At 70.8% G+C, this 24,388-nt stretch carries 23 protein-coding genes; 9 read left to right on the top strand and 14 right to left on the bottom strand.

What is annotated here, in order from left to right:
- Window positions 1-122 precede the first annotated feature (122 nt).
- Complete coding sequence (locus ACPYN5_RS07870; RefSeq protein WP_424448425.1) at window positions 123-617, top strand: DUF1990 family protein; 495 nt, start codon at window positions 123-125, stop codon at window positions 615-617.
- A gap of 139 nt (window positions 618-756) precedes the next feature.
- On the opposite strand, the gene ACPYN5_RS07865 is transcribed toward ACPYN5_RS07870, so the two are convergent.
- On the bottom strand, window positions 757-1,821 hold the full coding sequence (locus ACPYN5_RS07865; RefSeq protein WP_424448424.1) for a histidinol-phosphate transaminase: 1,065 nt from the start codon (window positions 1,819-1,821) through the stop codon (window positions 757-759).
- Window positions 1,822-1,894: 73 nt separating this feature from the next.
- On the opposite strand from ACPYN5_RS07865, the gene ACPYN5_RS07860 reads away from it, so the two are divergent.
- A complete protein-coding gene (locus tag ACPYN5_RS07860; RefSeq protein WP_424448423.1) occupies window positions 1,895-2,311 on the top strand; it encodes a phage holin family protein in 417 nt (138 codons plus the stop codon).
- 91 nt (window positions 2,312-2,402) lie between these two features.
- Here ACPYN5_RS07860 and ACPYN5_RS07855 read toward each other — a convergent pair whose 3' ends face one another.
- Window positions 2,403-3,713, bottom strand: a complete 1,311-nt coding sequence (locus ACPYN5_RS07855; protein WP_424448422.1) for an alpha/beta hydrolase family protein — start codon at window positions 3,711-3,713, stop codon at window positions 2,403-2,405.
- Between the two features lie 16 nt (window positions 3,714-3,729).
- Window positions 3,730-4,032: a hypothetical protein gene (locus ACPYN5_RS07850; protein ID WP_424448421.1), complete on the bottom strand. Its 303-nt coding sequence runs from the start codon at window positions 4,030-4,032 to the stop codon at window positions 3,730-3,732.
- 144 nt (window positions 4,033-4,176) lie between these two features.
- On the opposite strand from ACPYN5_RS07850, the gene ACPYN5_RS07845 reads away from it, so the two are divergent.
- Together ACPYN5_RS07845 and purB are read left to right on the top strand one after the other, a co-directional pair.
- Window positions 4,177-4,653, top strand: coding sequence for a low molecular weight protein-tyrosine-phosphatase (locus ACPYN5_RS07845; protein WP_424448692.1), 477 nt, complete (start codon window positions 4,177-4,179; stop codon window positions 4,651-4,653).
- 27 nt (window positions 4,654-4,680) lie between these two features.
- Window positions 4,681-6,063, top strand: a complete 1,383-nt coding sequence (purB, locus tag ACPYN5_RS07840) for an adenylosuccinate lyase (protein ID WP_424448420.1) — start codon at window positions 4,681-4,683, stop codon at window positions 6,061-6,063.
- Between the two features lie 141 nt (window positions 6,064-6,204).
- Here the strand turns inward: purB and ACPYN5_RS07835 are convergent, their stop codons facing one another.
- Window positions 6,205-6,543: an amino acid transporter gene (locus ACPYN5_RS07835; protein WP_424448419.1), complete on the bottom strand. Its 339-nt coding sequence runs from the start codon at window positions 6,541-6,543 to the stop codon at window positions 6,205-6,207.
- Window positions 6,540-7,190 (bottom strand): acyl-CoA synthetase, encoded by a 651-nt coding sequence (locus ACPYN5_RS07830; protein ID WP_424448418.1) that lies wholly within the window; start codon window positions 7,188-7,190, stop codon window positions 6,540-6,542. The genes ACPYN5_RS07835 and ACPYN5_RS07830 overlap by 4 nt, the downstream gene beginning before the upstream one ends.
- Window positions 7,191-7,312: 122 nt before the next feature.
- Here ACPYN5_RS07830 and ACPYN5_RS07825 point away from each other — a divergent pair, with 122 nt between their 5' ends.
- Together ACPYN5_RS07825 and ACPYN5_RS07820 are read left to right on the top strand one after the other, a co-directional pair.
- Window positions 7,313-8,236 carry an NADP-dependent oxidoreductase gene (locus ACPYN5_RS07825; protein ID WP_424448417.1) on the top strand — a complete coding sequence of 308 codons (924 nt, stop codon included), beginning with the start codon at window positions 7,313-7,315 and terminating at the stop codon, window positions 8,234-8,236.
- A gap of 40 nt (window positions 8,237-8,276) precedes the next feature.
- Window positions 8,277-8,741 (top strand): TFIIB-type zinc finger domain-containing protein, encoded by a 465-nt coding sequence (locus ACPYN5_RS07820; protein WP_424448416.1) that lies wholly within the window; start codon window positions 8,277-8,279, stop codon window positions 8,739-8,741.
- A 39-nt stretch (window positions 8,742-8,780) separates the two neighbouring features.
- Here ACPYN5_RS07820 and ACPYN5_RS07815 read toward each other — a convergent pair whose 3' ends face one another.
- Genes ACPYN5_RS07815 through ACPYN5_RS07805 form a run of 3 tightly spaced genes read right to left on the bottom strand, consistent with a single transcriptional unit; the run spans window position 8,781 to window position 11,596 of the window.
- Window positions 8,781-9,587: an alpha/beta fold hydrolase gene (locus tag ACPYN5_RS07815; protein ID WP_424448415.1), complete on the bottom strand. Its 807-nt coding sequence runs from the start codon at window positions 9,585-9,587 to the stop codon at window positions 8,781-8,783.
- A 29-nt stretch (window positions 9,588-9,616) separates the two neighbouring features.
- Entirely contained in the window at window positions 9,617-9,949 is a 333-nt protein-coding gene (locus ACPYN5_RS07810) for a DUF3140 domain-containing protein (protein WP_424448414.1), read from the bottom strand.
- A 60-nt stretch (window positions 9,950-10,009) separates the two neighbouring features.
- Window positions 10,010-11,596 carry an AMP-binding protein gene (locus tag ACPYN5_RS07805; protein WP_424448413.1) on the bottom strand — a complete coding sequence of 529 codons (1,587 nt, stop codon included), beginning with the start codon at window positions 11,594-11,596 and terminating at the stop codon, window positions 10,010-10,012.
- 445 nt (window positions 11,597-12,041) lie between these two features.
- Here ACPYN5_RS07805 and ACPYN5_RS07800 point away from each other — a divergent pair, with 445 nt between their 5' ends.
- Entirely contained in the window at window positions 12,042-13,220 is a 1,179-nt protein-coding gene (locus tag ACPYN5_RS07800; RefSeq protein ID WP_424448412.1) for an HNH endonuclease signature motif containing protein, read from the top strand.
- A 163-nt stretch (window positions 13,221-13,383) separates the two neighbouring features.
- Window positions 13,384-14,370, top strand: a complete 987-nt coding sequence (locus ACPYN5_RS07795) for an intradiol ring-cleavage dioxygenase (protein ID WP_424448411.1) — start codon at window positions 13,384-13,386, stop codon at window positions 14,368-14,370.
- On the opposite strand, the gene ACPYN5_RS07790 is transcribed toward ACPYN5_RS07795, so the two are convergent.
- Complete coding sequence (locus ACPYN5_RS07790) at window positions 14,353-15,375, bottom strand: bile acid:sodium symporter (protein WP_424448410.1); 1,023 nt, start codon at window positions 15,373-15,375, stop codon at window positions 14,353-14,355. The two genes, ACPYN5_RS07795 and ACPYN5_RS07790, sit on opposite strands and share 18 nt — an antisense overlap.
- 84 nt (window positions 15,376-15,459) lie before the next feature.
- On the opposite strand from ACPYN5_RS07790, the gene ACPYN5_RS07785 reads away from it, so the two are divergent.
- Complete coding sequence (locus ACPYN5_RS07785; protein WP_424448409.1) at window positions 15,460-16,482, top strand: zinc-dependent alcohol dehydrogenase family protein; 1,023 nt, start codon at window positions 15,460-15,462, stop codon at window positions 16,480-16,482.
- A gap of 151 nt (window positions 16,483-16,633) precedes the next feature.
- On the opposite strand, the gene ACPYN5_RS07780 is transcribed toward ACPYN5_RS07785, so the two are convergent.
- The 5 genes from ACPYN5_RS07780 to ACPYN5_RS07760 form a co-directional block, all read right to left on the bottom strand.
- Window positions 16,634-18,685, bottom strand: a complete 2,052-nt coding sequence (locus ACPYN5_RS07780; protein ID WP_424448408.1) for an alginate lyase family protein — start codon at window positions 18,683-18,685, stop codon at window positions 16,634-16,636.
- Window positions 18,686-18,706: 21 nt separating this feature from the next.
- On the bottom strand, window positions 18,707-20,962 hold the full coding sequence (locus ACPYN5_RS07775; RefSeq protein ID WP_424448407.1) for an FAD-dependent oxidoreductase: 2,256 nt from the start codon (window positions 20,960-20,962) through the stop codon (window positions 18,707-18,709).
- A gap of 118 nt (window positions 20,963-21,080) precedes the next feature.
- A complete protein-coding gene (locus tag ACPYN5_RS07770; RefSeq protein WP_424448406.1) occupies window positions 21,081-22,370 on the bottom strand; it encodes a sugar ABC transporter substrate-binding protein in 1,290 nt (429 codons plus the stop codon).
- A gap of 28 nt (window positions 22,371-22,398) precedes the next feature.
- The gene (locus ACPYN5_RS07765) at window positions 22,399-23,307 is read right to left on the bottom strand and encodes a carbohydrate ABC transporter permease (RefSeq protein ID WP_424448405.1); all 909 of its coding nucleotides are present in this window, start codon (window positions 23,305-23,307) and stop codon (window positions 22,399-22,401) included.
- Window positions 23,304-24,239 carry a carbohydrate ABC transporter permease gene (locus ACPYN5_RS07760; protein WP_424448404.1) on the bottom strand — a complete coding sequence of 312 codons (936 nt, stop codon included), beginning with the start codon at window positions 24,237-24,239 and terminating at the stop codon, window positions 23,304-23,306. Before ACPYN5_RS07760 ends, ACPYN5_RS07765 begins: the two co-directional genes overlap by 4 nt.
- Window positions 24,240-24,388 lie beyond the last annotated feature (149 nt).

Below are 24,388 nucleotides of genomic sequence, written 5' to 3'. Positions count from 1 at the left end.
GGCATCCGCACCGGGGTGTCGCCGACGATCCCTTGCACCCGCGCACCGGCAGGCCGACCCGTGCAGCGCGACGCCCACCCGCGCACCGCGCACGCCGGCGAGGCGGGTGGGATGCTGGTCGCATGAGCTTGCCGCACCGCGATGAGTGGAGCACCGACGCGCGAGGCTTCCGCCGGTTCGAGAAGACCGTGCGGGTGGGGTCGGGGGATGCCGTGTGGCGGCGGGCGCGCGCCGATCTGCTGGCATGGCGGGTGAAGACGCGCAGCGGATTCCGCGTGGTGCCCGCCGTTCCGGCCGTCGTCGGCGGGCGGCACTGGCTCGAGGTCGGTCGCGGAGCCCTGACACTCCGCGAGCCAGTCGAGGTCGTCGCGTTCGTCGACGAGCCCGACCGCGTGGGATACGTCTACCTCGCGCTGCCCGGGCATCCGCTCGAGGGCGAGGAGGCGTTCCTCCTCACGCGACGCGGCGACGACGTGCGCTTCACGCTGCGATCGCTCTCGCGGCCGGCGCCGACCCTGTTCTGGCGGATCGCCCACCCGGCTGTCCGCGTCGTGCAGGTGATCGTGCGGACGCGCTACCTCACCGCCCTCCGGCGGGGCGATCGCGGCTCGGGCTAGACGCTCACGTCGCGGCGCGAACCGCGATGCGCGGGATCGAGACCGACACCCCGGTGCGTCCGCATCCCTCCCCGCGTGTCGAGCGCAGAGCATTGCATCGCGGTTCAGGAAGACGTAGCCGTGCCGTGCACGGGCGGGCTCAGCCGACGACGGATGCCGCAGCGGCGACGATCCGTTCGATCGACTCCTCTTCGCCGATCGAGATGCGCACGCCGTCGCCGGCGAACGCGCGGACGATGAGGCCGGCCGCATCGAACGCCTCGGCGATCTCGAGCGCCCGCTCACCGGCGGGGAGCCAGACGAAGTTGCCCTGCGCGACGGGGATGTCCCAGCCCGCTTCGCGCAGCCGATCGGCGAGCGCATCGCGGCGCGCGGCGATGTGGCGCACGCGCTCGAGCAGCTCGTCCTCGGCGTCGAGGCTCGCGAGTGCCGCCTCTTCGGCCTGAGCGGTCACCGACAGCGGGATGCCGGTGCTGCGGGCCGCGTCGAGGATGCGGTGGTCTCCGATTGCGTAGCCGACGCGGAGGCCGGCGAGACCGTACGCCTTCGAGAAGGTACGAAGGATCACGACGTTGGCGTGACCTGCCGCGAGGACGGCGGCGCCGGTGACGGCATCCGGGTCGGTGACGAACTCGGCGTACGCCTCGTCCAAGACGATGAGGACGTCCGAGCGGACGCGCGCGACGAAGGCGTCGAACGCCGCCTGACTCACCACCGGACCGGTCGGGTTGTTCGGGCTGCAGACGATGATCATCCGCGTGCGCTCGCTGACGGCATCCGCCATCGCATCGAGGTCGTGCCCCGCATCAGCGGTCAGCGGCACCTGCACGGCGGTGGCGCCGGCGACGGTGGCGAGGCCGGGGTACGCCTCGAACGAGCGCCACGCGAACATGATCTCGTCGCCGGGGCCGCTCGTCGCCGAGGCCAGCTGGTAGAGGATCGACACCGAGCCGGCAGCGACGTGCACGCCGTCGGGGGCGACGGCGTACCGATCGGCGAGCCGCGCGCGCAGGCGCCCCGCCGACGCGTCGGGATAGCGATTGAACGTCGTCGCGGCGCGCACGGCCTCGACAACTCCCGGCAGCGGGTCGAACGGGTTCTCGTTGCTCGACAGCTTGAACGCGTCGGCCGAGGCCTGGCGGCCCTGGCGGTAGGCGGGCAGCGCCGCGATCTCGGGTCGGATGCGCACGGGCAGGTCGGTCACCCTGCGAGTCTACGGATGCCGCGGTTACGGCCGGATGACGCGTCGAGGGGGCCCGTGGGAGACTGACGGCACTATGAACCTTGTCATCCGCCTGATCGTCAACGCGTTCGCGATCTGGATCGTGACGCTGATCCCGGCGCTGCAGGTGTCGGTCGCGGCGTTCCCCCCGGGCGGCGACCTGCAGCTCGTGCTCACACTGCTGCTGATCGCCGTCATCTTCGGTCTCGTCAACGCGATCGTCGGCACGGTGCTGAAGGTCCTGGCGTTGCCGCTGTACATCCTGACCCTCGGGCTCATCTCGTTCGTCATCAACGGCTTCCTCCTGTGGCTCACCGGCTGGGTGACCTCGGGCTGGGACTGGGGGCTGCGCATCGGCGACTTCTGGCTCGCAGTGCTCGCGGCCATCGTCATCACGCTGATCAACGGGGTGGCCGGCATCCTCTTCCGTCCTCGCCGCGACCGCGACCGCGTCGGGCGCGACCGCCGCTGACGGCTCCCCGCGGCCCACTCCCCGCACGGCCCACTCCGCACGGCCCACTCCCCACGGCTCTTCCCACACCTCCCGCTCCGCGCGGCTCGCATCAATCGGCGTCCGACCGTTCGACACGGAAGGTCGTGACGACGGCGGGCCGATCGCCGGCGAACTCCGACAGCCGCTCGTGGATCTCGTGCACGCGCGGATCGCCCGACTCGTCGGCGAGCGCCGCCGTCTCGCCGTAAGCATCCATCGAATGAGCACCGAGCGTGACGTCGGCGACGGCGGGGGCCGGGTCGGCCACGCGTTCGACGACGATGCTCCCCGGCGCCCCCGCGCCGCCGGGGTGCCCGCCCGATTGCAGCGCCGGAACGGGGTCATCGGTGTGGCGCACCGTCACCTCGAGCACCGCGCCCCCCGGGTCGGCATGGACGGGCGAGCCGAAGGTCACGTTCCCGAAGACGCGGAACGGGCCGTCGAGGGCGAGGCGGGAGGTGACGGCGCCGCCCTGCGAGTAGCCGACCGCGAGCACGGCGTCGCCCGGCCGGGCCCCCGCCTTGCGCAGCGCCGCCACGACGGCGTCGTACGACGCCGAGCTCCGACCGGCGTAGAGCTGCACGTTGGAAGCCATGTCGAACGGTTCACGGCCACCGGACCCCAGCGCCGAACGCGTTCCCGCGACGTACACGGCGAACCGGCTCTCGCCCCGAGGCAGGTCGTAGCGCTCGACGCGCAGCTGATCGCCCCCACCCGGAATGCGCCCGGCGAGCGCCGCGATCGTCGTCGGAGGCGCCGCCGGCGATGACGCGGATCGCGTGAGACCTACCGGCACCGCCGGGCCGTCCCTTCCGCGCACCGGGGGCGTCCGCCCGAGCCCCAGCGCCCCGAGCGCGGTCAGGGCGAGGCCGCTCGCGGCGACAGCGGCTCCCCCCACGAGCCCGAGCGGCGCGGCGGCGCCCCCGATCTGCCGTTGCAGCTCGGCGTGCCGGAGCAACGGCCAGGTCGCGAGCAGAAGGTCGGCGCGGGCGGCGGCCTCCGGCGCCCGGTCGTGAGCAGCCGCGATCCGACGATCGAGCAGCGCCACCAGCCGCCGGTCGCGCCCGCCCGCGGCACGTCGCGCGGCTTCGAGCTCGACGATGTCGTAGACGTCGGCGACCTCTCGCAGCGAACCGGCGAGGGATGCCGCGTCGGCGGCGAGATCGTCCACGAGACGGGCGAGGTCGGAAGCCAGGCCGGCAGAGGGCCATGCGGTCGCCTCGTGCTGCGCGAGCTCGCGCGACGCGGCTGCGAACTCGGCCCGCAGCGCGTCGCACCGCGCCGACAGCCCGCCCAGCACGGATGCCGCGTCACGCAGCTGCTCGGTGTCGACCGCGATGACTCCCCCGCCTCGGATGTCGAGAGTGCCCTCGCCGCTCATCGCGCGCCCCGGCCCATCACGAGGCACCCATCACGAGGCGGGCCTGGGCCCAGTGCAGCTCGTCGTCGAGGACGTCGACACGCGCGGTGGCGTCATCCCCTCGCTCCCGCCACGCTGCGAGCCCGGCACGATACTCGCGTGCCGCGCGAGCCCGCCAGGCGGTGTCGTGCTCGAGATCGGCGACCCGGCGCCGGATCGCGTCGAGTTCGTCGCGCGCGGCGCGCAGCCGCGTACGCAGCGAGGTGAGCATCTCGAGCGCGCGGGCAGCGGCAGGATCCGCCGCGAGCGAGGCCTCGAGGATGGCGGGAGGCGCGGTCATCCGGCCACGATGCACCGAGGAGCGCGACCCGCGTTCCTGCCCGGGCCCGATCGGGCAGAAGAGCCCGCAGGAACACGTCTGTGCAGGAAACGCCGCATCCACCAGAATGGAGCGGTGACCCGACGCGCCGAACCCTTCCGCGTCATGTTCGTCTGCACGGGGAACATCTGCCGCTCCCCCATGGCGGACGTGGTGTTCCGGTGGTTCGTCGACCAGTCGGGTCTCGGTGACCGCATCGTCTCGGCGAGCTCGGGGACCGGCGATTGGCACGTCGGCGAACCCGCCGACGGACGCACCCTCGAAGCTCTCGAGCGCCGCGGGTACGACGGCGGACGGCATCGCGCACGGCGCTTCACCCTGTCGGACTTCGACCGCTCCGACCTCGTGGTCGCACTCGACCGGTCGCACGAGCGCGTGCTGTCCAACTGGGCGCGCACCACCGCCGACACCGACAAGCTCGGCCTGCTGATGTCGTACGACCCGCAGTCCGGCGGCAATCTGGACGTGCCCGACCCGTACTACGGCGACGCCGGGATGTTCGACGAGGTGCTCGCTATGATCGAGAGCGCGAGCCGGGCGCTCTTCCGGCAGCTCGAGCCCGCGATCCGCACCACGTCCTGAGCGCCCGTTTTCACCGAATGGAGCCTCGTGACCTCTCTGCCCCCGCAGCCCCTGAGCCCCCTCGACGGCCGATACGCCGCCGCGGTCGGATCACTCGCCGACTACCTCTCGGAGGCGGGCCTGAACCGCGCCCGCGTCGAGGTGGAGGTCGAGTGGATCATCGCCCTGACTGACCGCGGCCTGTTCGGCAGCTCGGCCCTCTCGGATGAGCAGAAGTCGCAGCTCCGGAGCCTGTACCGCGACTTCGGCCAGGACGAGATCGACTGGCTCGCCGCGAAGGAGGCGGTGACCCGCCACGACGTCAAGGCCGTCGAGTATCTCGTCCGCGACCGGCTGTCGACCCTCGGGCTCGACGCGATCGCCGAGCTGACGCACTTCGCCTGCACGAGCGAGGACATCAACTCGGCCTCCTACGCCCTGACCGTCAAGCGCGCGGTCGAGAACGTGTGGCTCCCGAAGCTGCACGCCGTCATCGGCGCGCTCGGCGACCTGGCTCGCGAGCACCGCGACGCCCCGATGCTGTCGCGCACGCACGGGCAGCCCGCGACGCCGTCGACGATGGGCAAGGAGATCGCCGTGTTCGCCTGGCGTCTCGCCCGCGTCGCGAAGCAGATCGAGGGCGGCGAGTACCTCGCGAAGTTCTCGGGCGCCACCGGCACCTGGTCGGCGCACCTCGCGGCGGAGCCCGACGTCGACTGGCCCGAGCTCTCCCGCGCGTTCATCGAGGGCCTCGGCATCGACTTCAACGTGCTGACCACCCAGATCGAGTCGCACGACTGGCAGGTGGAGCTTTACGACCGCGTGCGTCACGCCGGCGGCATCCTCCACAACCTCGCCACGGATGTCTGGACCTACATCTCGCTCGGCTTCTTCGCCCAGATCCCCGTGGCCGGTGCGACCGGGTCGTCGACGATGCCGCACAAGATCAACCCCATCCGCTTCGAGAACGCGGAGGCGAACCTCGAGATCTCGGGTGGTCTCTTCTCGACGCTCGCTCAGACCCTCGTCACGAGCCGGATGCAGCGCGACCTGACCGATTCGACGACGCAGCGCAACATCGGGGTGGCCTTCGGCCACTCGCTGCTCGCGCTCGACAACCTGCAGCGCGGCCTGACCGAGATCTCGCTCTCTCGCGAGGTGCTGCTCGCCGACCTCGACGCCAACTGGGAGGTCCTGGCCGAGGCGATCCAGACCGTCGTGCGCGCCGAGATCGCGGCCGGGCGCTCGCAGATCACCGACCCCTACGCGCTGCTGAAGGACCTCACGCGCGGCCGGCGCGTCGGCGGACCCGAGCTCGCCGAGTTCGTGCGCGGCCTCGACATCGGCGACGCCGCGAAAGAGCGCCTGCTCGCGCTCACGCCCGCGACCTACGCGGGCCTGGCCGACGACCTGGTCTCGCGCCTGGCCTGAGGCCAGGAGGCCTGGTCGGGCTCATCCGGCTGGCGCCGAAAACGCACCGCCCCGCCGAGAACGCTCGGGGTGCGGTGCGTTTTGGCGTGAGCGGTGCGCGCTCGGCGCGGCGCGGCGCGGCGCGGCGAGCGCGCCTGCGGCTCAGCGCTGCGGAGACGACGGTGACGAGCCGGATGCGGAGTCGTCGGGGGTCTCGGACTCGTCGGGGTAGAGAACCGGGCGGTCGACGCGCTTGCTCACCTGCGCGGGGTCGACGGCCAGCATCAGCAGCGCGATGATCACGAGCGTCGCGATGAAGGCGATGCCGGCGACGACCAGCGCCACGACGACGGCGCGCTCGACGGCTTCGCGCGGGATCGCCTGGAACGCGCCCATCGACACGAGGGTGATGACACCCGAGAAGACCGCGGCGACGAAAGCGAGGCCCAGCAACTGGACCGGACGCATGATCTCGCGGCGGGTGGGGTGTTCGCCGCTCACGATGCGACCTCCGGATCGGACGAGGGGGATGACGGGACGGATGCCGCGGGCGCGAGCTCCTCGCGCCGCGGCGAGAACCCGGCGATCCCCAGGAAGACGGCGACGACCGCGGCGTACCCGCCGAAGAGGCCGACGCCGATGGTGATGCCGGTGAGCGTGAAGGCTCCGGCCTCCTCGATGACGTAGTCGAGGCGGTACGCCGGGTTCACCAGCAGCAGGCCGACCACGAGCAGGAGCGTCACCGCCCCGATGAGCACCTCGTCGCGCGCGACCGAAGACCCGCCGCGGCGCCCGCGGACGCCCGCGATGAGCTCGATCAGACCCGTGATCGCCGCCCACGAGATGACGACGACGAAGAAGCCGACCGTCGTCCGCAGCGGCGGGATGCCGCCCAGGATCGCGGCGATGAGAGTGACGGCGCCGAGCAGGATCGGCACCCCGCGGCGGCCCGCCGGGCTCGTGAGCCACGCGCTGACGAAGAAGACGATCGCGGTCGCGGTCGCGAAGCCGCTGAAGACCGACATGCCCACGAGTGCGGAGTGGTCGGGCGAGAACGTGATCATGACCGCGGCGACGGCGGCGAAAAGGGCGCGCGCCAGCTGGACATGCCGCACCTCGAAGGTGCGGGCGGCGGATGCTGCAGACACGGCGGGACCCTCGCGGTTCAGAACTGGATTCTCTTGATTCTACGCGTCCGGCTCGGCGCGCCGCCCGCCGCCGAGACATCCGGAGGGGAATCCCCGGGCCGCCGCCGACGTTGCGCCTCGGCATGAAGGCACTGACGTACACCGAGTTCGGCGGCAACGACCGCTTCGAGATCACCGAGCGCGAGATGCCCCACATCGGGCCCGACACCCTTGTGGTGCGCGTGGTGGCGGCGGGCTTGAACCCCGTCGACTACAAGCTGCGCGAGGGATACCTGCAGGGCGTGATCGATGTCCTGCTGCCCGCCGTGCCGGGGTGGGACATCGCGGGGGTCGTGGAGAAGGTCGGACTTGACACCCCCGAGTTCCAGGTCGGAGACCCCGTGCTCGCCTACGCCCGTGCCGACGTCGTGAGCGGCGGCTCGGTCGCCGAGTACATGGCCGTGCCCGTGCGGACCGCCACCCGCAAGCCCGAGGGGCTCGACTTCGCCGCGGCGGCTGCGATTCCGCTGACCGGCCTGACCGCGCTGCAGGCGATCGAGCGATCGGATGTCGCCGAGGGCGCGACGGTGCTCATCCACGGCGCTGCCGGCGGCGTGGGCTCGTTCGGCGTCCAGCTGGCGCGACTGCGCGGCGCACGGGTGATCGGCACCGCATCCGAGGGCAACCACGCCTACCTCCGCGAGCTCGGCGCCGAGCCTGTGGTCTACGGCGAGGGCCTCGCGCAGCGTGTCCGCGAGATCGCCCCCGACGGCGTCGACGTCGTACTCGACTTCGCCGGCGGGAGCTCGCTCGACTCGACCGCCGAGCTGCTGCGCGAGGGCGGGGTCGTCACCTCGATCGCCGACCCGCGGGCGGCATCCGAGTTCGGCGGCAACTACATCTGGGTGCGCCCGAATGCCGCCCAGCTGGCCGAGCTCGCCCGCCTCGCGGCCGACGGCTCGCTGCGCGTCGAAGTCGCCGAGACCTTCACCCTCGATGACGCCGCGGCAGCCTACGCGCGACTCGAAGAGGGGCACACCCGAGGGAAGATCGTCGTCACGGTCTGACCCGCGCCGGGATGTCGCAGGCGCGCGCCATGCTGGTGGCGTGCGCCTGCCGACCGATGCCGCATCCGAGATGCCCTTCCCCTGTCGTGTCTGCGGCGGTCGGGCGGGCGATCTCGCCGACGGGTCGGAGCATTGGGTCTGCCGCCGCTGCGGGTGGCGCCTCGGCGACGCGTTCGACGCCGACCTGCCGCGCCCCGTCGTCGCCGTCGTGTACTACCTGCGTTTCGGCGGGCGCGTGAAGATCGGAACGAGCGAGCGGCCGCGGCAGCGCCTGGCCGCCATCCGGCACGAGGAGCTCCTCGCCCTCGAGCGCGGCGGTCGGCCCGTCGAGCAGCAGCGACACCGCGAGTTCGCCGCACTGCGCGAGGGCGGCGAGTGGTTCACGCTCAGCGCCCCGCTGACGCAGCACATCGAGGCGTTGCGCGCATCGTCGGCATCCGCTTCGGACCCCTGGCTGGGGTACGACCGCTGGCTCGGCGACGCGTACCGGCGCGCGTCGTCCTGACGCCTCGACAGCGGGAACGCCGCAGGCAGCGGCCGACGGTCAGGCCTCGGTGAGGAACTCGATCGCGGTCTGCCGGAAGACACGTGAGCCGGGCGCGTTGAAGTGGTGCCGGTCGGGGATCTCCACGAAGCGTCCCTGCGGCGTCGCGGCGGCGAGCGCCTTCGACCCCTCGATGATCGCGTCGCTCGAGCCCGTTGCGAACAGCACGGGCTGTCCGGGGGCCTTCGCGGGGTCGGGATCCACCGTGCCCGATGCCCGCATGCCGCCGGCGATCGCGAGCAGAGCCCGCAGGTCGTTGCCGGGAACCCGCTCGGTGAGACGGACGTAGTTCTGCGTGACCGGATCGGTCACCTCCGTGCCGTGCTCGACGAGCGCGCGCACCTGGTCGATGTCGAGCCGGGCGAGCGGGATGCCGTCGGGCACGCCGCCCAGCACGCCGCGGGTGATGCGCGACGAGAAGTCTTGCAGCACCTCCCAGCCGACGCGCGCACCCAGCGAGTACCCGACGTACATCGCGGTGTCGACGAGGTAGGTGTCGAGCACCGCTTCGACGTCCGACGCGAGCTGGTGCAGGTCGTAATCGGAGGGACGGTGCGGCTTGTCGCTCGCGCCGTGGCCGCGCTGGTCGAGGCCGAGAACGCGGAACCCGGCACGCTGCAGGTCGCGCACCCACCCGGTCGAGACCCAGTTGTCCTTCGTGTTCGAGGCGAAGCCGTGGACGACGACCACCGTCGGCAGGTCGTCCTCCCCCCACGAGTAGGTGGCGATGCGGTGGCCGTCCTCACCGACGAGGACGAAACGCGGGTCGGGAAGCTCGGTCAGACCGGAGGATGCGGGGAGGCTCACCGTCCCATTCTCGCGCCCCGCGGCATCCGTCACTTCTTCTCGGGGTCGTGGCCCCAGTTCATGAGCGAGTACCGCCACGCCGTATCGGTGACGTCGCCGGAGGGGCGCTGCGCGAGGTGCCGCTTCACGTAGCCGACGACCTTGCGCATGTGCTGCAGGTCCGAGTCGGTCAGGTCGTCCTTCTTCGTCCGCAGCAGGTCCACGATGCGCCGGCCGGACGCGTGACCGGTCGACTCGCCGCCGCCGTCCTTCTGACCGACCTCCTGCGACTCGTCGGTGTCGAGCCACTTCTCGAGCTCGGCAGGGCTCATGTTCACGGCATCGCGGAAATCGCGTCGGGTCTGGTCGTCGTCATCGCTCATGCTGCGATCGTGGTCGCTGGGCTTCTGCGCCCGCATCCCCTTGACAGGCCCCCGGCTCGCTCAGGAGCTCTCTCGAGCACGCAGGTCTTTGCGCAGGATCTTGCCGGCGGTGGACTTCGGCACCGCCTCGATGAACTCGACCCGTCGCACCTTCTTGTGCGGTGCGACGTTGTCGGCGACGAAGGCCATGACCTCCTCGGCGCTCAGCGCGCTGCCCGGCGCGGCCACGACGAACGCCTTCGGGATCTCCTGGCGATCGTCATCGAGAACGCCGATGACGGCGGCATCCATGATCTTCGGATGAGACAGCAGCAGCGCTTCGAGCTCGGCCGGGGCGATCTGGTAGCCCTTGTATTTGATCAGCTCCTTGAGGCGGTCGACGATCGCGAACCAGCCGTCGGCGTGGTGCACCGCGATGTCCCCGGTGTGCAGGAACCCGTCGCCGTCGAGCGTCTCGGCGGTGGCATCGGGTCGGCCGAGGTATCCGAGCATCACGTTCGGTCCGCGCACCCACAGCTCACCCGGTGCCGTCAGGCCGTCGGCGCCGTGCTCCTCGATCTCCGCGCCCGTCTCGATGTCGACGATCTTGGCCTCGACGTTCGGCAGCAGCACGCCGACCGAGCTCACCGGCATGTCGGCGCCTTCTGGCGGTATCGCGTGCGAGACCGGGCTCAGTTCGCTCATCCCGTATCCCTGGAAGATGCGTGCGTGGATGCGACGGCCCGCGGCCTCCGCCGTGTCGCCGTCGAGCGGCGCGGCGCCCGAGAAGACGCTGTGCACGCTCGAGATGTCGAATTCGTCGACGATCGGGTGCTTCGCGAGCGCGACGGCGATCGGCGGCGCGATGAAGAGGAAGGTGCATTCGTGCGTCTGGATGAGGCGCAGGAATTCGACGAGATCGAACCGGGGCATCGTGACGAGGCTCGCGCGTTGCCGGAGGGCGAGATTGAGCAGCACCGTCATTCCGTAGATGTGGAAGAACGGCAACACGGCGAGCACGCGGTCGTCGCGTTCGAGGCGGATGCTGACGCGGCACTGATGGACGTTCGCGACCAGATTGCGGTGCGAGAGCATGACCCCTTTCGGAATGCCCGTCGTGCCCGACGAGTAAGGCAGCACGGCCACGTGGGTCGCGGGGTCGAAGGAGACCGCGGGTGGCACGCGCTGCTCCGAGAGCAGTTCGCGGAGGTCGGGGTGTCCCGCCGCTCCGTCGAGCACGATGATGCTCTCATCGCTGATGCCGACGGCATGCGCCGCCGTGACCGCCTGTTCGAGAAGCGGTGACACGGTGACCAGCAGACGCGCGCCGGAGTCCTCGAGCTGCTTCTGGATCTCGTCTGCCGTGTACAGCGAGTTGACGGTAGTCGCGATGGCGCCGAGCCGCAGGATGCCGTGGAAGACCGTCGCGAAAGCCGGGATGTTGGGGCAGAGCACGGCGACGACCGTGCCGACCTCGACTCCGCGGGCCGAGAGCGCGCCCGCGAACGCGTCGACCTGCGCGCGGAGCTGACCGTAGGTCGTCTCGGCCCCGGAAGCGGGGTCGATGAGCGCGACACGTTCGAGGTCGCCGTCGTCGAGCGAACCGAAGAGGTAGTCGTAGACGCTCAGCTCGGGGATCTCGATGCTCGGGTGGGGACTGTGGAACACGGGCGTCTCCTTCAGGACCGGCGACGGCACTGTCGCGTGCGCTCATCCTCGCACCGGCACGGGGTGCTGTCACGGGGTGGATTCGCGGCGGTCGCATAGGGGCGCCTCGGGTGATTCCTGCTGTCTCAGGTGAGTTCGCGGCGGCGTGCAGGGGGGCGCCTTCGGCGATTCCTGGACAATTCGGGGCGGTCGCGACTTATCCCCTGCTGTACGGATATTCGACGGGAATGTCGGAGGCTGTTGCGACAATGGGAACATGCAATCGAGAGCGGGTGAAAACGGGACGGGATTCGGCGACTCGTCTGTGTCGCCGCACGCGCCCGCCTTTTCCGGATTCGCGGACGCTCTGACCCTGTTCCATGTCGGTGAGATCGCTCGCACTCGCGCGCTCGCGGAATTGGGCAGGTCGGCGCTGCGTGAAGCACACCGCGACGGAGTGCGCGGGATGGCCTCCGATATGGAACTGCGGTCGGTCGCAGCCGAAGCCGCCGGCATGGCGCGTTCGACGGACCGGCGCCTGCAGAGTGAGATCGATCATGCGATGACCGTCGTGGACGACTACCCGGCGGTGTTCGCGGCGTGGGCGGAGCGGCGGATCGAACGCGGGCACGTCGACGTCGTCGTACGCGTCGGGGCGGACGTACCCGCGGCGGTACGGGCGGAGTACGCGCAGGCCGCGATCGGAGTGTGCGAACGGGACGTGCCCACGCGGGTGCGGCCGGCGCTGCAGGCCCTGGCCGCGCGGTTGCACCCGCAGACCTTCACCGAACGGCACCAGGCGGCGACCGCCGGGCGGTGCGTGCGGATGCTGCACGGCGGCGACGGGATGTCGGATGTGATCGCGACGGTCCCGACAGTGATCGCGGTGGGAATGCTCGACCGGCTCACGCAGATGGGCCAGACGGTCACAGACGCCCGCGTTGGCGTGGGGGCTGGCGAAGTGGGCACGGGCGAGGCGCCGGACACGCGGACGATGGATCAGCTGCGCGCTGACATCCTCAGCGACCTCGTCCTCGGCGGGGCGCCCGTGGTCGACCCGACCTATGGGACCGACCGTACCGGCGGGCTCGGCGCGATCCGCGGACGGGTGCAGGTCGCTGTCACGGCCGAGACGTTGATGGGCAAGGACGAGCACCCCGCCGAGGTGGTGGGTGCCGCGCTGATCGACGCCGACACGGCGCGTCAGCTCGCGGGGCAGGTGTCCGAGTGGGACCGGCTCTTCATCGACCCCGTCACCCGCACCCCGGTCGAGGTCGACACATACCGGCCGACCGCGTCGATGAAGAAGCTCCTCACCGCCCGAGACCAGCACTGCCGGTTCCCCGGATGCCGGCGGGCGGCGATCCGGTGCGAACTGGACCACACCATCGACTACGCCACAGGCGGCCACACCCACATCTTCAACCTTGCCCACCTCTGCCAACGACACCACTCCATGAAGCAATTCACCAAATGGGGAGTCCGGCAGGCCGGGGGCGGGGTTCTGGAATGGACCTCACCCCTCGGGCGCATCTACCGCGAGGACGTGCCGATACCGGCGGTGTGCTTCACGACCGACACCCCGAACCCACCACCACCGGGCGCGGGAACGGGCGGGCCAGCCGACGACCCACCACCCTTCTGAGGGATAGCGGCACCCGAACGCTCCGCGGCGGCGAGTCGACGACGCGTGATGCTCGGCCCACCATCCGCGACGCTACGAGTCATAGATCGCGCATAGCCCTGTCCGACGAAACGGATGGGTGCACGAGCGATGCTCGGCGAACCACGAACCCGAGGAGCCCGCCATGCCCCGCATCCCCGAACCGGATCAGACACCCGACGGACCCGCCTACGAGGGTCGCCTGCTCGACCGCGCCGACGACGAAGTCGTCGACCAGGGCGCACCATTCGACGTCAGGACGCTGCTGACCCGGCGTTCCGTGCTCAGCCTCGCCGGGATCGGGCTGGGCGCTGCCGCCCTCGCTGCGTGCACGCCCCGGGCGACGGCGTCCCCGGCATCCACCGCTGCCTCGACGCCCACCCCGGGTTCGACCGGCACCTCCCCCGCCGTCCCGGCGCCGACCGGCTCGTCGGCAGCCGACGTGCCCGCTGGCGAGATCCCGGACGAGACCGCCGGCCCCTACCCCGGCGACGGGTCGAACGGACCCGACGTCCTCGAGCAGTCCGGCATCGTCCGCAGCGACATCCGGTCGTCGCTCTCGGGCGGCGCGACCGCCGACGGCGTGCCGATGACGCTGCGGCTCACCATCCTCGACACTGCCAACGGCGACACCCCGTTCGCCGGTGCCGCCGTATACGTGTGGCACTGCGACGCCGCGGGCCGATACTCGATGTACTCCAGCGGCGTCGAGAACGAGAACTACCTCCGCGGGGTGCAGGTGGCTGACGCATCCGGCGCCGTCACCTTCACCTCGATCATCCCCGCCTGCTACTCCGGCCGCTGGCCGCACATCCACTTCGAGGTCTACCCCGACACCGCCGCGATGACCGACGCGACGAAAGCCATCGCGACGTCGCAGGTCGCCCTGCCCGAGGACGTCTGCTCCGCCGTGTACGCCCTCCCCGCGTACAGCGGCTCCAGCCGCAACCTGGCGCAGGTGTCCCTCGGAGCCGACAACGTGTTCGGCGACGACGGCGGCGCACTCCAGCTCGCGACGGTCTCGGGCGACACGGCATCCGGATACGCCGTCTCGCTCACCGCCCGCGTCGACACCGCGACGACACCGACCGCCGGCGCAGCTCCCGGTGGCGGGTCACCCGGACGACCCTGACCCCGCGGGCCTGACGCGACCCGTTCCGGCACGGCGGGCGCCGCCTCGCTCCACGACGATCCGGGGCACCACCGCCACCAGCACGAGCATCGCGACGAGCTCGACGAGCGTCTGGGTCACCACCACCAGCGGCGTCAGTGCGAACGAGGCCGGCAACGCGAGCGCGAGCGGAAGCACGACGAGCGAGTTGCGTGTGACCGTGCTGAAGACCACCGCCCGTCGACGTGCGACATCGAGGGCCGCAATCCGGCCGACCGCGAGCCCCACGGCGAGGGCGCACAGAACGAACGCCGCGAAGACCGGCACCACCGGAGCGAGCGAGGCGATGGAGCCGCCGACCGCCGCGGTCTGCGACGAGACGGCGACGAACAGCGTGAGCATCATGACCGGGATCATGGCGTTCGTGAGTCCGGCCGACACCCGCCGCACGCGAGACGAGCGGCGGCTCGATGCCTGCATCGCGGCGGCGAGGACGAGGGGAAGCGCGATCAGCAGCAGGAACGCCTCCACGAACGGACCCGGATCCATCGCCGCGACCGCCTGCTCGCCGGCCATAACCCACAGGTAGCCGGGCAACAGCAGCAGCTGCAGGACCATGAGCAGCGGCGTCGCTGCCAGCAACCGGTCGCGCGAGCCGCCGGCGAGACCCGCGAAGACGATGACGTAGTCCACGCACGGCGTCAGCAACACGAGGAGCACCCCGAGCAGCAGCGCCTCATCGCTCGCCACGACCCGCGACAGCAACCACACGACCAGCGGAACCACGACGAAGTTCGCGATCAGCACCGCCGCGAGGAACCTCCCGTCACGTCCGGCATCCCGCAGTCGGCCGAGCGGGACGGTGAGGAACGTCAGGAACAGCAGCAGCCCCAGCACCGGAGTCAGCGACGCCTCGACAGCGGCGCCGAAACCGGGAAGCGCGAGCCCCACCACGGCGCCGAGGACGAGCGCCCCCAGGAACAGCCACGCCTGATGCCGTTCACCCGCCGCGAGCGCCCGCATCATGCCAGCATGCCGCACGGCTGACCAGAGGTGTCCCAGCGACCCCCGATCGAGGTGCAATGAGGACTCCGCTACGGAAGGACCATCATGCGCGGAGTCATCATGCACGCCCCCGGAGACGTCCGCGTCGAAGACCGCGACGACCCGACGATCGAGAAGCCGACGGATGCCGTGATCCGGGTGGCGGCGGCCTGCATCTGCGGCTCCGACCTCTGGCCCTACCGCGGCGACGATCCCGTGCGGCGACCGACACCGATGGGACACGAGTACGTCGGCGTCGTCGAGGAGATCGGCGACGCCGTGCGCGGCCTCGCGGTCGGCGACTTCGTCGTCGGCTCGTTCATCGCGTCGGACAACACCTGCGAGATCTGCCGCGCCGGCTATCAGTCCCACTGCGTCGACCGCGTGCCCATGGGCCGGCTCGGCTCGCAGGCCGAACGCCTGCGCGTTCCCCTCGCCGACGGCACCCTCGTCGTCGTCCCCGGCCAGCCCACCGAAGCCCAGATCCGCGGCCTGCTGGCGGCATCCGACGTCCTCGGCACCGGCTGGTTCGCTGCCGTCGCCGCCCAAGCCGGCCCCGGCAAGACCGTTGCCGTCGTCGGCGACGGAGCTGTGGGTCTGCTCGGCGTCCGCGCCGCCGCGCAGCTGGGCGCCGAGCGCATCATCGCGATGTCGCGACACACCGACCGCCAGGCACTGGCTCGCCGCTTCGGCGCGACCGACATCGTCGAGGAGCGCGGTGCCGACGGCGTCGCCCGCATCACGGAGCTCACCGACGGGCTCGGCGCGCACTCGGTCATCGAGGCCGTGGGGACGCAGGAATCGATGATGCAGGCGATCCGCTCCACCCGGGCGGGAGGCCACGTCGGATATGTCGGTGTCTCGCACGACGTCGAGCTCCCGGGCGCCGAGCTGTTCGGCTCGGGCGTGCACCTGCACGGCGGGCCCGCTCCCGTGCGCCAGTACCTGCCCGAACTGATCGACCTCATCATGTCGGGCACGATCGATCCCGGTGCCGTGTTCGACCTGACCCTGCCGCTCGAAGACGCCGCCGAGGGCTACCGCGCGATGGACGAGCGCCGCGCCACGAAGGTGCTGCTCACCCTCTGACCGGTGCCACCCACCCTCTGACCGGTGCCGCGCACCCTCTGACCGGTGCCGCGACGCAAGGCATCCGATCCGACACCCCGTTCAGGATGCCGCCGGCCCGGCGCGTCGGCCGCGATCCCTTGCATGCGGGATCGCGGCAGACGCTCAGGCCTCAGTCCCGGATACTGATCGACCGTCGGCGTGCCCGGGTCGCGACGAGGACGAACCCGAGCAACGTCATCGCGACGGCGAGCACGATCGGCGCAGACGAGACCTCGCCACCGGATGCCACGAGCATCCTGGCCGCCCCGGCAGCCGAGCCGGGGGCCGGCGCGCCCACCGAACCGCCTCCCGACGCCGACGGGTCCGTGCCCGCGGGGGTTCCCGCCCCGGGCCCGCCCGCGCCGGGCTCTCCCGCGCCGGGCCCCTCCCCCGGCTCGCTCTCGCCGGGCGACACGGCGACGTCGGCGAGGCCGCCGTGGGTCAGGCTCAGGTATGGCGCCGAGTGGATCGTCGTCATCGGCCCCTCTTCAGCCAACAGCGCCGCACGGGCATCTGTCGGAAAGTGGTTCTGCGCCAGCTCGAAATAGCTCATGCTGTGCGCCGTGACGCCCGCGTCGCGCAGATAGTCGATCGTGCGGACGTTCGCGAGCTTCGTCAGGTCGCCCGAGTAGTACGGGAAGGATGCCGGATCGGCGACCCAGCCCGTCGCGGCATCCGCGGCATCCGCCAGTCCGCGTCCGTTCGCGTTGACGTAGTCGTGCACCTCGTAGCCGTGCGCCGACAGCGTCTCGGCGACGAGGAACAGCGGCAGCAGCGAGAAGTGCGTGTACCAGATGCCGTAGTCGCCGACGCCGTTGTTCCGGCCGACCTCCTCGGGAAGATGTCCACTCGCGTCGATCTGGTGCTCGAGCAGCTCGACAGCCCGTGCGTGTGCAGCAGCGAGTCCCTCCTCGTCGCCGAGATACGCCGCGGCGGCCGTGGTCGTCTCGAGCGCCCAGCTTCCCCAGTTGTTCGTTCGGTGCAGGATCGACCCGGCAACCGGCATCGCCGTCTCGCGCAGGAAGCCGGCGAACACGGACTCTGATGCCGGGCTCCACACCGAGGTGCCGCGCAGCAGCTCTGCGGCATGGACGAAGGCGGGGAAGTGGTAGCTGAACGCGAGCGCGGAGTCCTCACGGGTGCGTACGCACTCGACCGTGGTGGTCCAGGCGTCGATGAACTGCGCAGCGTGGTCGCCGTAGCGGACGTCGCCCGACAGACGATAGGCCAGGGCGAGCTCGTAGGCGGTGTTCGCATCGTTCTGCAGCCCGTCACGGGCGGCGCGGTGCGCGGTCGGATCGTTGTAGAAAAACGGCACGAAGAACGTCTCCGGCGGAGCGGGCGCCCGCTCGAGACCCGCATCGGCGGCCGTCAGCAGGCGCGTGTACGCAGATGCCTGCGGCTGTTCGCCCGCCGCGATGCGCGTCGCTATCGCCGCGACGCGCGCGTCGCTCACGAGAACCTCGCCGCGGTCGGCGTCGAGCGCGGGCGCTCCCGACCAGCCGACGCAATCTGTCGGCACCGGCTCGTCACGGTCGACGATGCCCGACAGTCGCACGGAGTCGACGGACATCCGGACGTCGCGATGCGCCGCGAGCGCGAAACCGCTGCCCGAGAAGGCGGCGTCCTCGACTTCGATCAGCGGCGTCCCCGCTTCGTCCGCGCCGCCCAGACCCACCCGCATCCGCTCGCCGTCGAGCGACGCCGTGACCGTGATCGGGGCAGAACCCGGGCGCGCGTCGGTCTGCGCGGTGCCGAGCACCGTGACCCGCCCGTCGCCGGCTGCGCGGATGACCGCCAGCTCTCCGCTGTTGCGCACGAACACGGTGTAGCCGGACTGCGTGTAATCGTCGGCCGTGCCGGTGCGACGCACGGTGAAACCGGCCCACGCACTGCCTTCCCCTCCCGTCGAGGCGAAGGTCACCGTCGCGGTCGCCGCCTCGGCGAGACCCCGACCGGTCAGCGCGAGGATCGACCCGCGGGACGACCCGGGCTGCACGACGCGTGCGACGCCGTCCGCCGCCTCCCACGTGCCCGCGGCCGGCAACCAGTCGGCAGACAGGTCATCGAATGCCTCCTCGTACGTCGCTGGCGCCGCCGGGGCGGCCAGCGCGGGCGCAGCGGGCGTCGCGAGCGCGACGACGCTGAACAGAGCGAGCGAGAATCTCCATCGATTCTTCATTTCGTACCTTTCGTCCGGTGTTCACATCACGCGCAGCGAGACGATCCGCGCCTGCGCAGCGCCGTTCGTGGCCGTGACCCGCACGCGCAGGCCGGTCACTCCGTCGACCTCGACCTCATGCACGCGCTGGCGTCGGCGGTTCGCGGTCACGCTGACCCGTTCGATCCAGACACCGTCGGTGCCGCAGGTCTCAACGACGTAGTCGCGGACCAGCTCGGGGAACACGCGGTCGGGCGTGCGGTGATGGTGCAGCGTGTTCAGCTCGACGTCGGTGTCGTCGTCGAACACCAGGCGCACGGCGCTGATCGACTGTTCCTGATTCCACGCGAGGGCGAGGTGCGGCGCCGTGTCGTCGGGACGCGCCATCCACAGGTTCGGCCCACCGAAGAACCGCTGGTAACCGCCGACCGCCTGCTGCGCCGCGAACGCCGAGGTCTCGGGGTGCAGGCGCACACGCGCAGTGCGGCCGCGCAGCGGGATCGCGGGCCACGCGATGACGCGCTCCGACTCGTCGATGGCGACGTTCTGGTCACCGTCGGCCTGCGGGCGGTGCGGCAGAGTCAGCACCCCCGGCACCTGCGCGTCGGCGAGTAAGACGCTCACGTCGGGGTCGGCGCCCAGGACCACGACCACGTTCTCGGGCTCGTCCGGAGCCCAGGTCAGCGGGAACCGCACCCACTGGGGCTCGGGAGCGGCGGCGACCTCGACCTCGACCCGGGCCCGTTCATCGAGGGGAACCGCGTTCTGCCGGCGGCCCGTGCTCCACAAGGCAGCGGTGAGGGTCGTGGGCCGGGCCACCTTCAGCAGGACGTCGACGCCGTCGAGCCGTGGGTCGACCGGAAGGAGCACGCCGACGTCGGAGTCCAGCGGATGCTCGGCTACCGCCGCATCCGGCTCGAGCTCGACCGGGTCGATCGTCGTCGCGACCGACGACGCTGTCACGCGGGCGCGCCTGGCCAGGTCGGCCGGGTCGGTGTTGCGCACCCCGAACACCGAGGCGTCCTGGCGCAGGAGCACCTGGCGCAGCTCCTCGGCATGATCGGTCGAGAGAGTGCGCGGGCGCACCCCGAGGTCGAGCGCGAGGGCGGCGCCGGTTCCCGCCGCCTCACCGCCCGCGCCGCACGTGGCCATCACACGGGTCGACCCGAAAGCGACGTGGCTCGCCGAGATGTCGCGTCCCGCCACGAGCAGGTTCGCGACGTTGCGCGAGTAGTAGCTGCGGAACGGGATGCCGTAGATGCCGTCGGAGTACCGCTGGTGCGCTCCCGCCTCGATGGCGTACATGCCCTCGACCGGATGCAGATCGATCGACCACCCGCCGAACGCGACCGCGTCGTGGTGGTCGACCTGATCGAGGATGTCGTTCTGGGTCAGCACGTGGTCACCCAGGAACCGGCGGTACTCGCGCTTCCCGGGGATCGTGCCGACCCATTCCAAGTCGAGCGTCTCGGCGTCGAAGCGCCCCGAGTTCTTGATGTAGTCCCAGATGCCGAAGATGACCGAGCGCAGCTCGTCGCGGATCGCCTCGTTGTCATGGACGGTGTCGAGGTGACCACCCCATTCGATCCACCAGTAGTGCGCGCCCGAGTCGCCGGAGCGCAGGATGCGCGACGTCGGGATCGGGGTGGTCGAGATGTCCTTCGCCGAGTCCGGCGCGACGAAGTCGACCGGTCGCCCCAGGTCCTTCGTATAGAAGAGGATCGTCGAGCCGAGGAGCTCGTCATCGGCCGTCTCAGGCGCCCATGCCTCGCCGAACTCGTCGCGCGCCTCCCGCCCGATGCGGAAGTCCGCACCCGCGAGGTAGCCGATGAGGCCGTCGCCGGTACAGTCCAGCACGTAGGGACTGCGGAACGTCGTGGCGGTCTCCGACCCCATCGTCCACCCGTGCACGGCCGTCACGACCCGCTCGCCGTCGATGTCGTCGGTGTCGATCTCCCGCACGTCCGTGTTGAGGAACAACCGGATGTTGGGCTCGGCCCGCACCGCGTCGAGCACGACCTCGTCCCAGATGATCGGGTTGCCCTCGGGGTTGCGGTACTGGTTCTCGACGTAGAGCTCGCCGATGACGCCGCTCTCACGGGCGAACCGCTGAATGCCGTGCGACGTCGCGCCGACGACCCAGACACGCACCTCCGACGACGAATTGCCGCCGAGCACCGGCCGGTTGCCGATGAGCGCCACCTGCTTCCCCAGCCGCGCGGCGCTGATCGCCGCGCAGACTCCGGCGAGGCCGCCGCCGACCACGGTGATGTCGGATTCGATGTTCTGAGTGCGCATGGTTCCTTCAGGGCAGGGGGATCACCGGCGAAAGCGAGACGGCTTCCGCCGGTGAGACGGCGGTCTGTTCGAGCGGTGAGACGGGCGGGCGAATCCCGACGGGCGACCCCGGACGGGCTCAGAGCAGGCGGGAGATCGCCTCCCCCGCGGTCTTCATCGCGGCGGCGGGCTTGGCCTGACCGATGAGGACCGCCTGCACCTGCTCGGCGATCGCGGTCTCCATCTGTCCGTAAGCGGGGTACTTCCACAGCGGGCTGGGCTTGGCCGTCGCGGTGACCGAGGAGGTGAACGCCTCGACGAAGGCGTTCGAGGTGACGGCGGACGACGAGAGGGCGGCATCCGTCGTCGGCGGCAGCCCCAGCGCGGTGAAGTACGTCTCGCTCTGCGCCGTGTCGCTCGTGAGCCACGAGGCGAAGTCGGCCGCCGTCTGCGCTCCGTCGCCGTCGACGACGACGACGAGGTGCCCCCAGAGAACGTGCTGCGGAGTCTGACCCGCCTTCAGCACCGGACGGGCGATCGGGGTCATCTTGTCGCCGAGCGAGGCGTCGGGCGACTGCGACAGCACCGCCGACTTGCCCACCGGCGCGTCGTCGTAGAGCGCGGTCGATCCCTGCGCGAAGAGGGTACGTGCGGCGGCCCGGTCGACGTCGGGGGCGATGAGTCCCTCGTCGTAGAGCTTCTTGTACCACTCGACAGCCTTGATCGACGCCTCATCGCCGATGGCCGACTCGTCGCCGTCGACGATCGGCGAGCCGAAAGTCTGCATCCAGACGACGATGTCCTTGAGCTGCGCGGCCTTCGTGCTCGCCGCGTAGGGGATCACCCCGATGCCCTTGAGGGCGCGCAACCCCTCTTCGAACTCCTCGATCGTCGTGGGTGCCAGCGACGCCCCGGCGCGGTCGAACAGCTCGGCGTTGCCGATGAGGCCTACAGCACCGATCGTCCACGGCAGCCCGAGCTGCTTGCCGTCCGACAGCCCCGCCCCGAGCGCGGCGTCGGTGTACCCTTTGCCCTGCGCGAGCGCCGACAGGTCGGTGAGCTTCCCGAGCGCGGCGAGCGCCGACAGCCACGCGACATCGAGCTGCGCAGCACCGGCGAACTGACCGCCCCGCACCTGCAGTGTCAGCTGATTGAGGTAGTCGTTGTACGGGTAGGCCACCGTGTCGATCTCGATGCCCTCGGCCTGCCGGAAGCTCGACAGGGCGGATTCGATCGCCGGTTTGGCTGCTTCCTCCGACAGGCTCCACGACGAGAACGTGAAGTCGGTGGCGGCGCCGCCGCCGCCGGGTGTGGCCGCTGGCGCACCGGAGCCGCCCGGAGCGCAGCCGGCAAGGCCGAGCACGGCGGCGCCGCCGATGCCGAACACCGAGTACCGCAGCAGCGCGCGCCGCGAGATGTCCTGAACCATGAATTCTCCTTCGAATCGGGTGGGTGGGTCAGCCCTTGACCGCGCCGGCGGTGATGCCGCCGACGAGGAAGCGCTGGAGCAGGATGAACGCGACGCACACGGGCACCGACACCACGAGGGATGCCGCCATGAGCGCGGGCCACGAGGTGCTGGCCTCGGAGATGAACGTGTTCACGAGACCGGGCGGCAGCGTCTGCCGATCGGGCCCGGCGAGCGTGAGCGCGAAGATGAAGTCGTTCCAGCCACGGACGAAGGCGAACAGGCCCGCCGCGACGAGGCCGGGCGCCGCCAGCGGGAACACGACCGAGTGGAAGATGCGCCATGGGCCGGCGCCGTCGATGCGCGCAGCCTCGATGAGGTCGTCGGGCAGCGCGTCGAAAAAGCCCTTCAGCATCCACACGCACAGCGGGAGGGTGAAGGTCGTGAACGACAGGATCAGCGCGAGGTAGGTGTTCAGCAGGCCGAACTGCGCGAAGACGAGGTACAGCGTCACCAGCAGCAGGGCCTGCGGGAACATCTGGCTCGAGAGCACGAAGTACATGAGCGACTTGCGCCCCGCGAAGCGGTACTTCGAGAACGCGTATCCCATGTACATCGACACCACGACCGACAGCACGGCGGTCACGACCGACACGATCACGCTGTTGCGGAGGTATCCGAAGATCTGCTCGTTCCCGAAGACCGTCGCGTAGTGCTCGAACGTCACCTGCGTCGGGAAGAGGGTCGGCGGGAAGGCGAACACCCGGTCGCTCGGCGTGAGCGAGGTGACCAGGAGCCAGTAGACGGGGGCGAACCCGAACAGCACGATGACCGCGAGCGCGGCCCACATGCCCCAGCGGACGCGGCCGCGACGTCGACGCGCCGGCCGCGGCCGCATGGGCGTAGCCTCCGGCGATGCTGCCGGGGCGGGGGCGGGAACGGGGGTGATGGTGCTCATCGGGAGCCTTCCTTCTCGCCGCGCTCGGAGAGCCAGACGTACACGACGACGAGCACCGTCAGCAGCGCCATCCAGACGACGCCGAGCGCGCCGGCGTGGCCCAGGTCGTAACCGCGGAACGCGGCGTCGTACACCTCGGTCGCGAAGGTGCTGGTGGTGCCGGCGGGGCCGCCGCCGGTGAGCACGAAGATGGTGTCGAAGTGCTGGAAGTTCCAGATGAACTCGAGCAGCACGACGAGTGCCGCGACGCCGCGGATGTGGGGCCAGGTGACGGCGAAGAACCGGCGGACGACGCCGGCCCCGTCCATCGAGGCGGCCTCATGCAGCTCGCCGGGAACCGTCTGCAGGGCGGCCAGCAACATGACCATCACCCAGGGAAAGGTGTTCCACGTCTTCGCGATGATGAGAGCGCCGCGAGCGGCGTCGGTCTGGAAGAGCCACGCGACCGGGCTGTCGATGGCACCGAGACTCATCAGGATGCCGTTGAGCACGCCGTAGTTGGCGTCGAAGATCCACATCCAGAGGAACGACACGACCACGCCCGGGATGAGCCACGGGATGAGGAAGGCACCTCGCAGCAGCCGCTGACCCGGGAAGCTCTGGTTCAGCACGAGCGCGAGCGCGAGCCCGATGAGGAACGGGGCGAGGGTCGCGCCGACGGTGAAGATGAGGGTCTGCCAGACGAGACGGCCGAAATCGTCGGCGAGCACGGCGGCGATGTTCTCGAGGCCGACGAACTCCATGCCGGGGTAGAGCAGGTTCTCGTCGAAGAACGCTGAGACGAGCGACCGCAGCAACGGATACAGCACGATCGCGCACAGCAGCACGAACCCGGGCAGGAGCAGGAAGACCAGGAAGGTGCGCTCGCTCAGCCGCGAACCGAGTCGGCCCCGCCCGGGGCTCTCGTGAGCTGTCACGCTCGAAGAGGTCATCGTCGTCCTTCGTCTCGTCGTCCGACCGTCGTCTGCGACTGCCGGGATGGCGACCAGCGGTGTCGCCGAACTCAGAGTGCACGACGTGCGCACACTGCGCAACTGCCATGCACTATGTGCATAATGGGATGACAGACGGCGGCGGCGAG

It is taken from the genome of Microbacterium arborescens, from assembly GCF_049707515.1.
Lineage (GTDB): Bacteria > Actinomycetota > Actinomycetes > Actinomycetales > Microbacteriaceae > Microbacterium > Microbacterium arborescens_B.
Note: the sequence above shows the minus strand (reverse complement) of the source record. Positions and strands in the feature narration are given on the sequence as shown.

What these genes read in the sequence shown, in the direction of transcription:
- ACPYN5_RS07845 (WP_424448692.1), top strand. Translation starts at nt 4,177, where the DNA reads ATGTTCGTCTGCACGGGGAACATCTGCCGCTCCCCCATGGCGGACGTG.
- ACPYN5_RS07775 (WP_424448407.1), bottom strand. Translation starts at nt 20,962, where the DNA reads ATGCGCACTCAGAACATCGAATCCGACATCACCGTGGTCGGCGGCGGC.
- ACPYN5_RS07825 (WP_424448417.1), top strand. Translation starts at nt 7,313, where the DNA reads ATGAAGGCACTGACGTACACCGAGTTCGGCGGCAACGACCGCTTCGAG.
- ACPYN5_RS07770 (WP_424448406.1), bottom strand. Translation starts at nt 22,370, where the DNA reads ATGGTTCAGGACATCTCGCGGCGCGCGCTGCTGCGGTACTCGGTGTTC.
- ACPYN5_RS07760 (WP_424448404.1), bottom strand. Translation starts at nt 24,239, where the DNA reads ATGACCTCTTCGAGCGTGACAGCTCACGAGAGCCCCGGGCGGGGCCGA.
- ACPYN5_RS07790 (WP_424448410.1), bottom strand. Translation starts at nt 15,375, where the DNA reads ATGATGCGGGCGCTCGCGGCGGGTGAACGGCATCAGGCGTGGCTGTTC.
- ACPYN5_RS07795 (WP_424448411.1), top strand. Translation starts at nt 13,384, where the DNA reads ATGCCCCGCATCCCCGAACCGGATCAGACACCCGACGGACCCGCCTAC.
- ACPYN5_RS07765 (WP_424448405.1), bottom strand. Translation starts at nt 23,307, where the DNA reads ATGAGCACCATCACCCCCGTTCCCGCCCCCGCCCCGGCAGCATCGCCG.
- ACPYN5_RS07810 (WP_424448414.1), bottom strand. Translation starts at nt 9,949, where the DNA reads ATGAGCGATGACGACGACCAGACCCGACGCGATTTCCGCGATGCCGTG.
- ACPYN5_RS07870 (WP_424448425.1), top strand. Translation starts at nt 123, where the DNA reads ATGAGCTTGCCGCACCGCGATGAGTGGAGCACCGACGCGCGAGGCTTC.
- ACPYN5_RS07860 (WP_424448423.1), top strand. Translation starts at nt 1,895, where the DNA reads ATGAACCTTGTCATCCGCCTGATCGTCAACGCGTTCGCGATCTGGATC.
- ACPYN5_RS07785 (WP_424448409.1), top strand. Translation starts at nt 15,460, where the DNA reads ATGCGCGGAGTCATCATGCACGCCCCCGGAGACGTCCGCGTCGAAGAC.
- ACPYN5_RS07800 (WP_424448412.1), top strand. Translation starts at nt 12,042, where the DNA reads ATGGCCTCCGATATGGAACTGCGGTCGGTCGCAGCCGAAGCCGCCGGC.
- ACPYN5_RS07855 (WP_424448422.1), bottom strand. Translation starts at nt 3,713, where the DNA reads ATGAGCGGCGAGGGCACTCTCGACATCCGAGGCGGGGGAGTCATCGCG.
- ACPYN5_RS07850 (WP_424448421.1), bottom strand. Translation starts at nt 4,032, where the DNA reads ATGACCGCGCCTCCCGCCATCCTCGAGGCCTCGCTCGCGGCGGATCCT.
- ACPYN5_RS07780 (WP_424448408.1), bottom strand. Translation starts at nt 18,685, where the DNA reads ATGAAGAATCGATGGAGATTCTCGCTCGCTCTGTTCAGCGTCGTCGCG.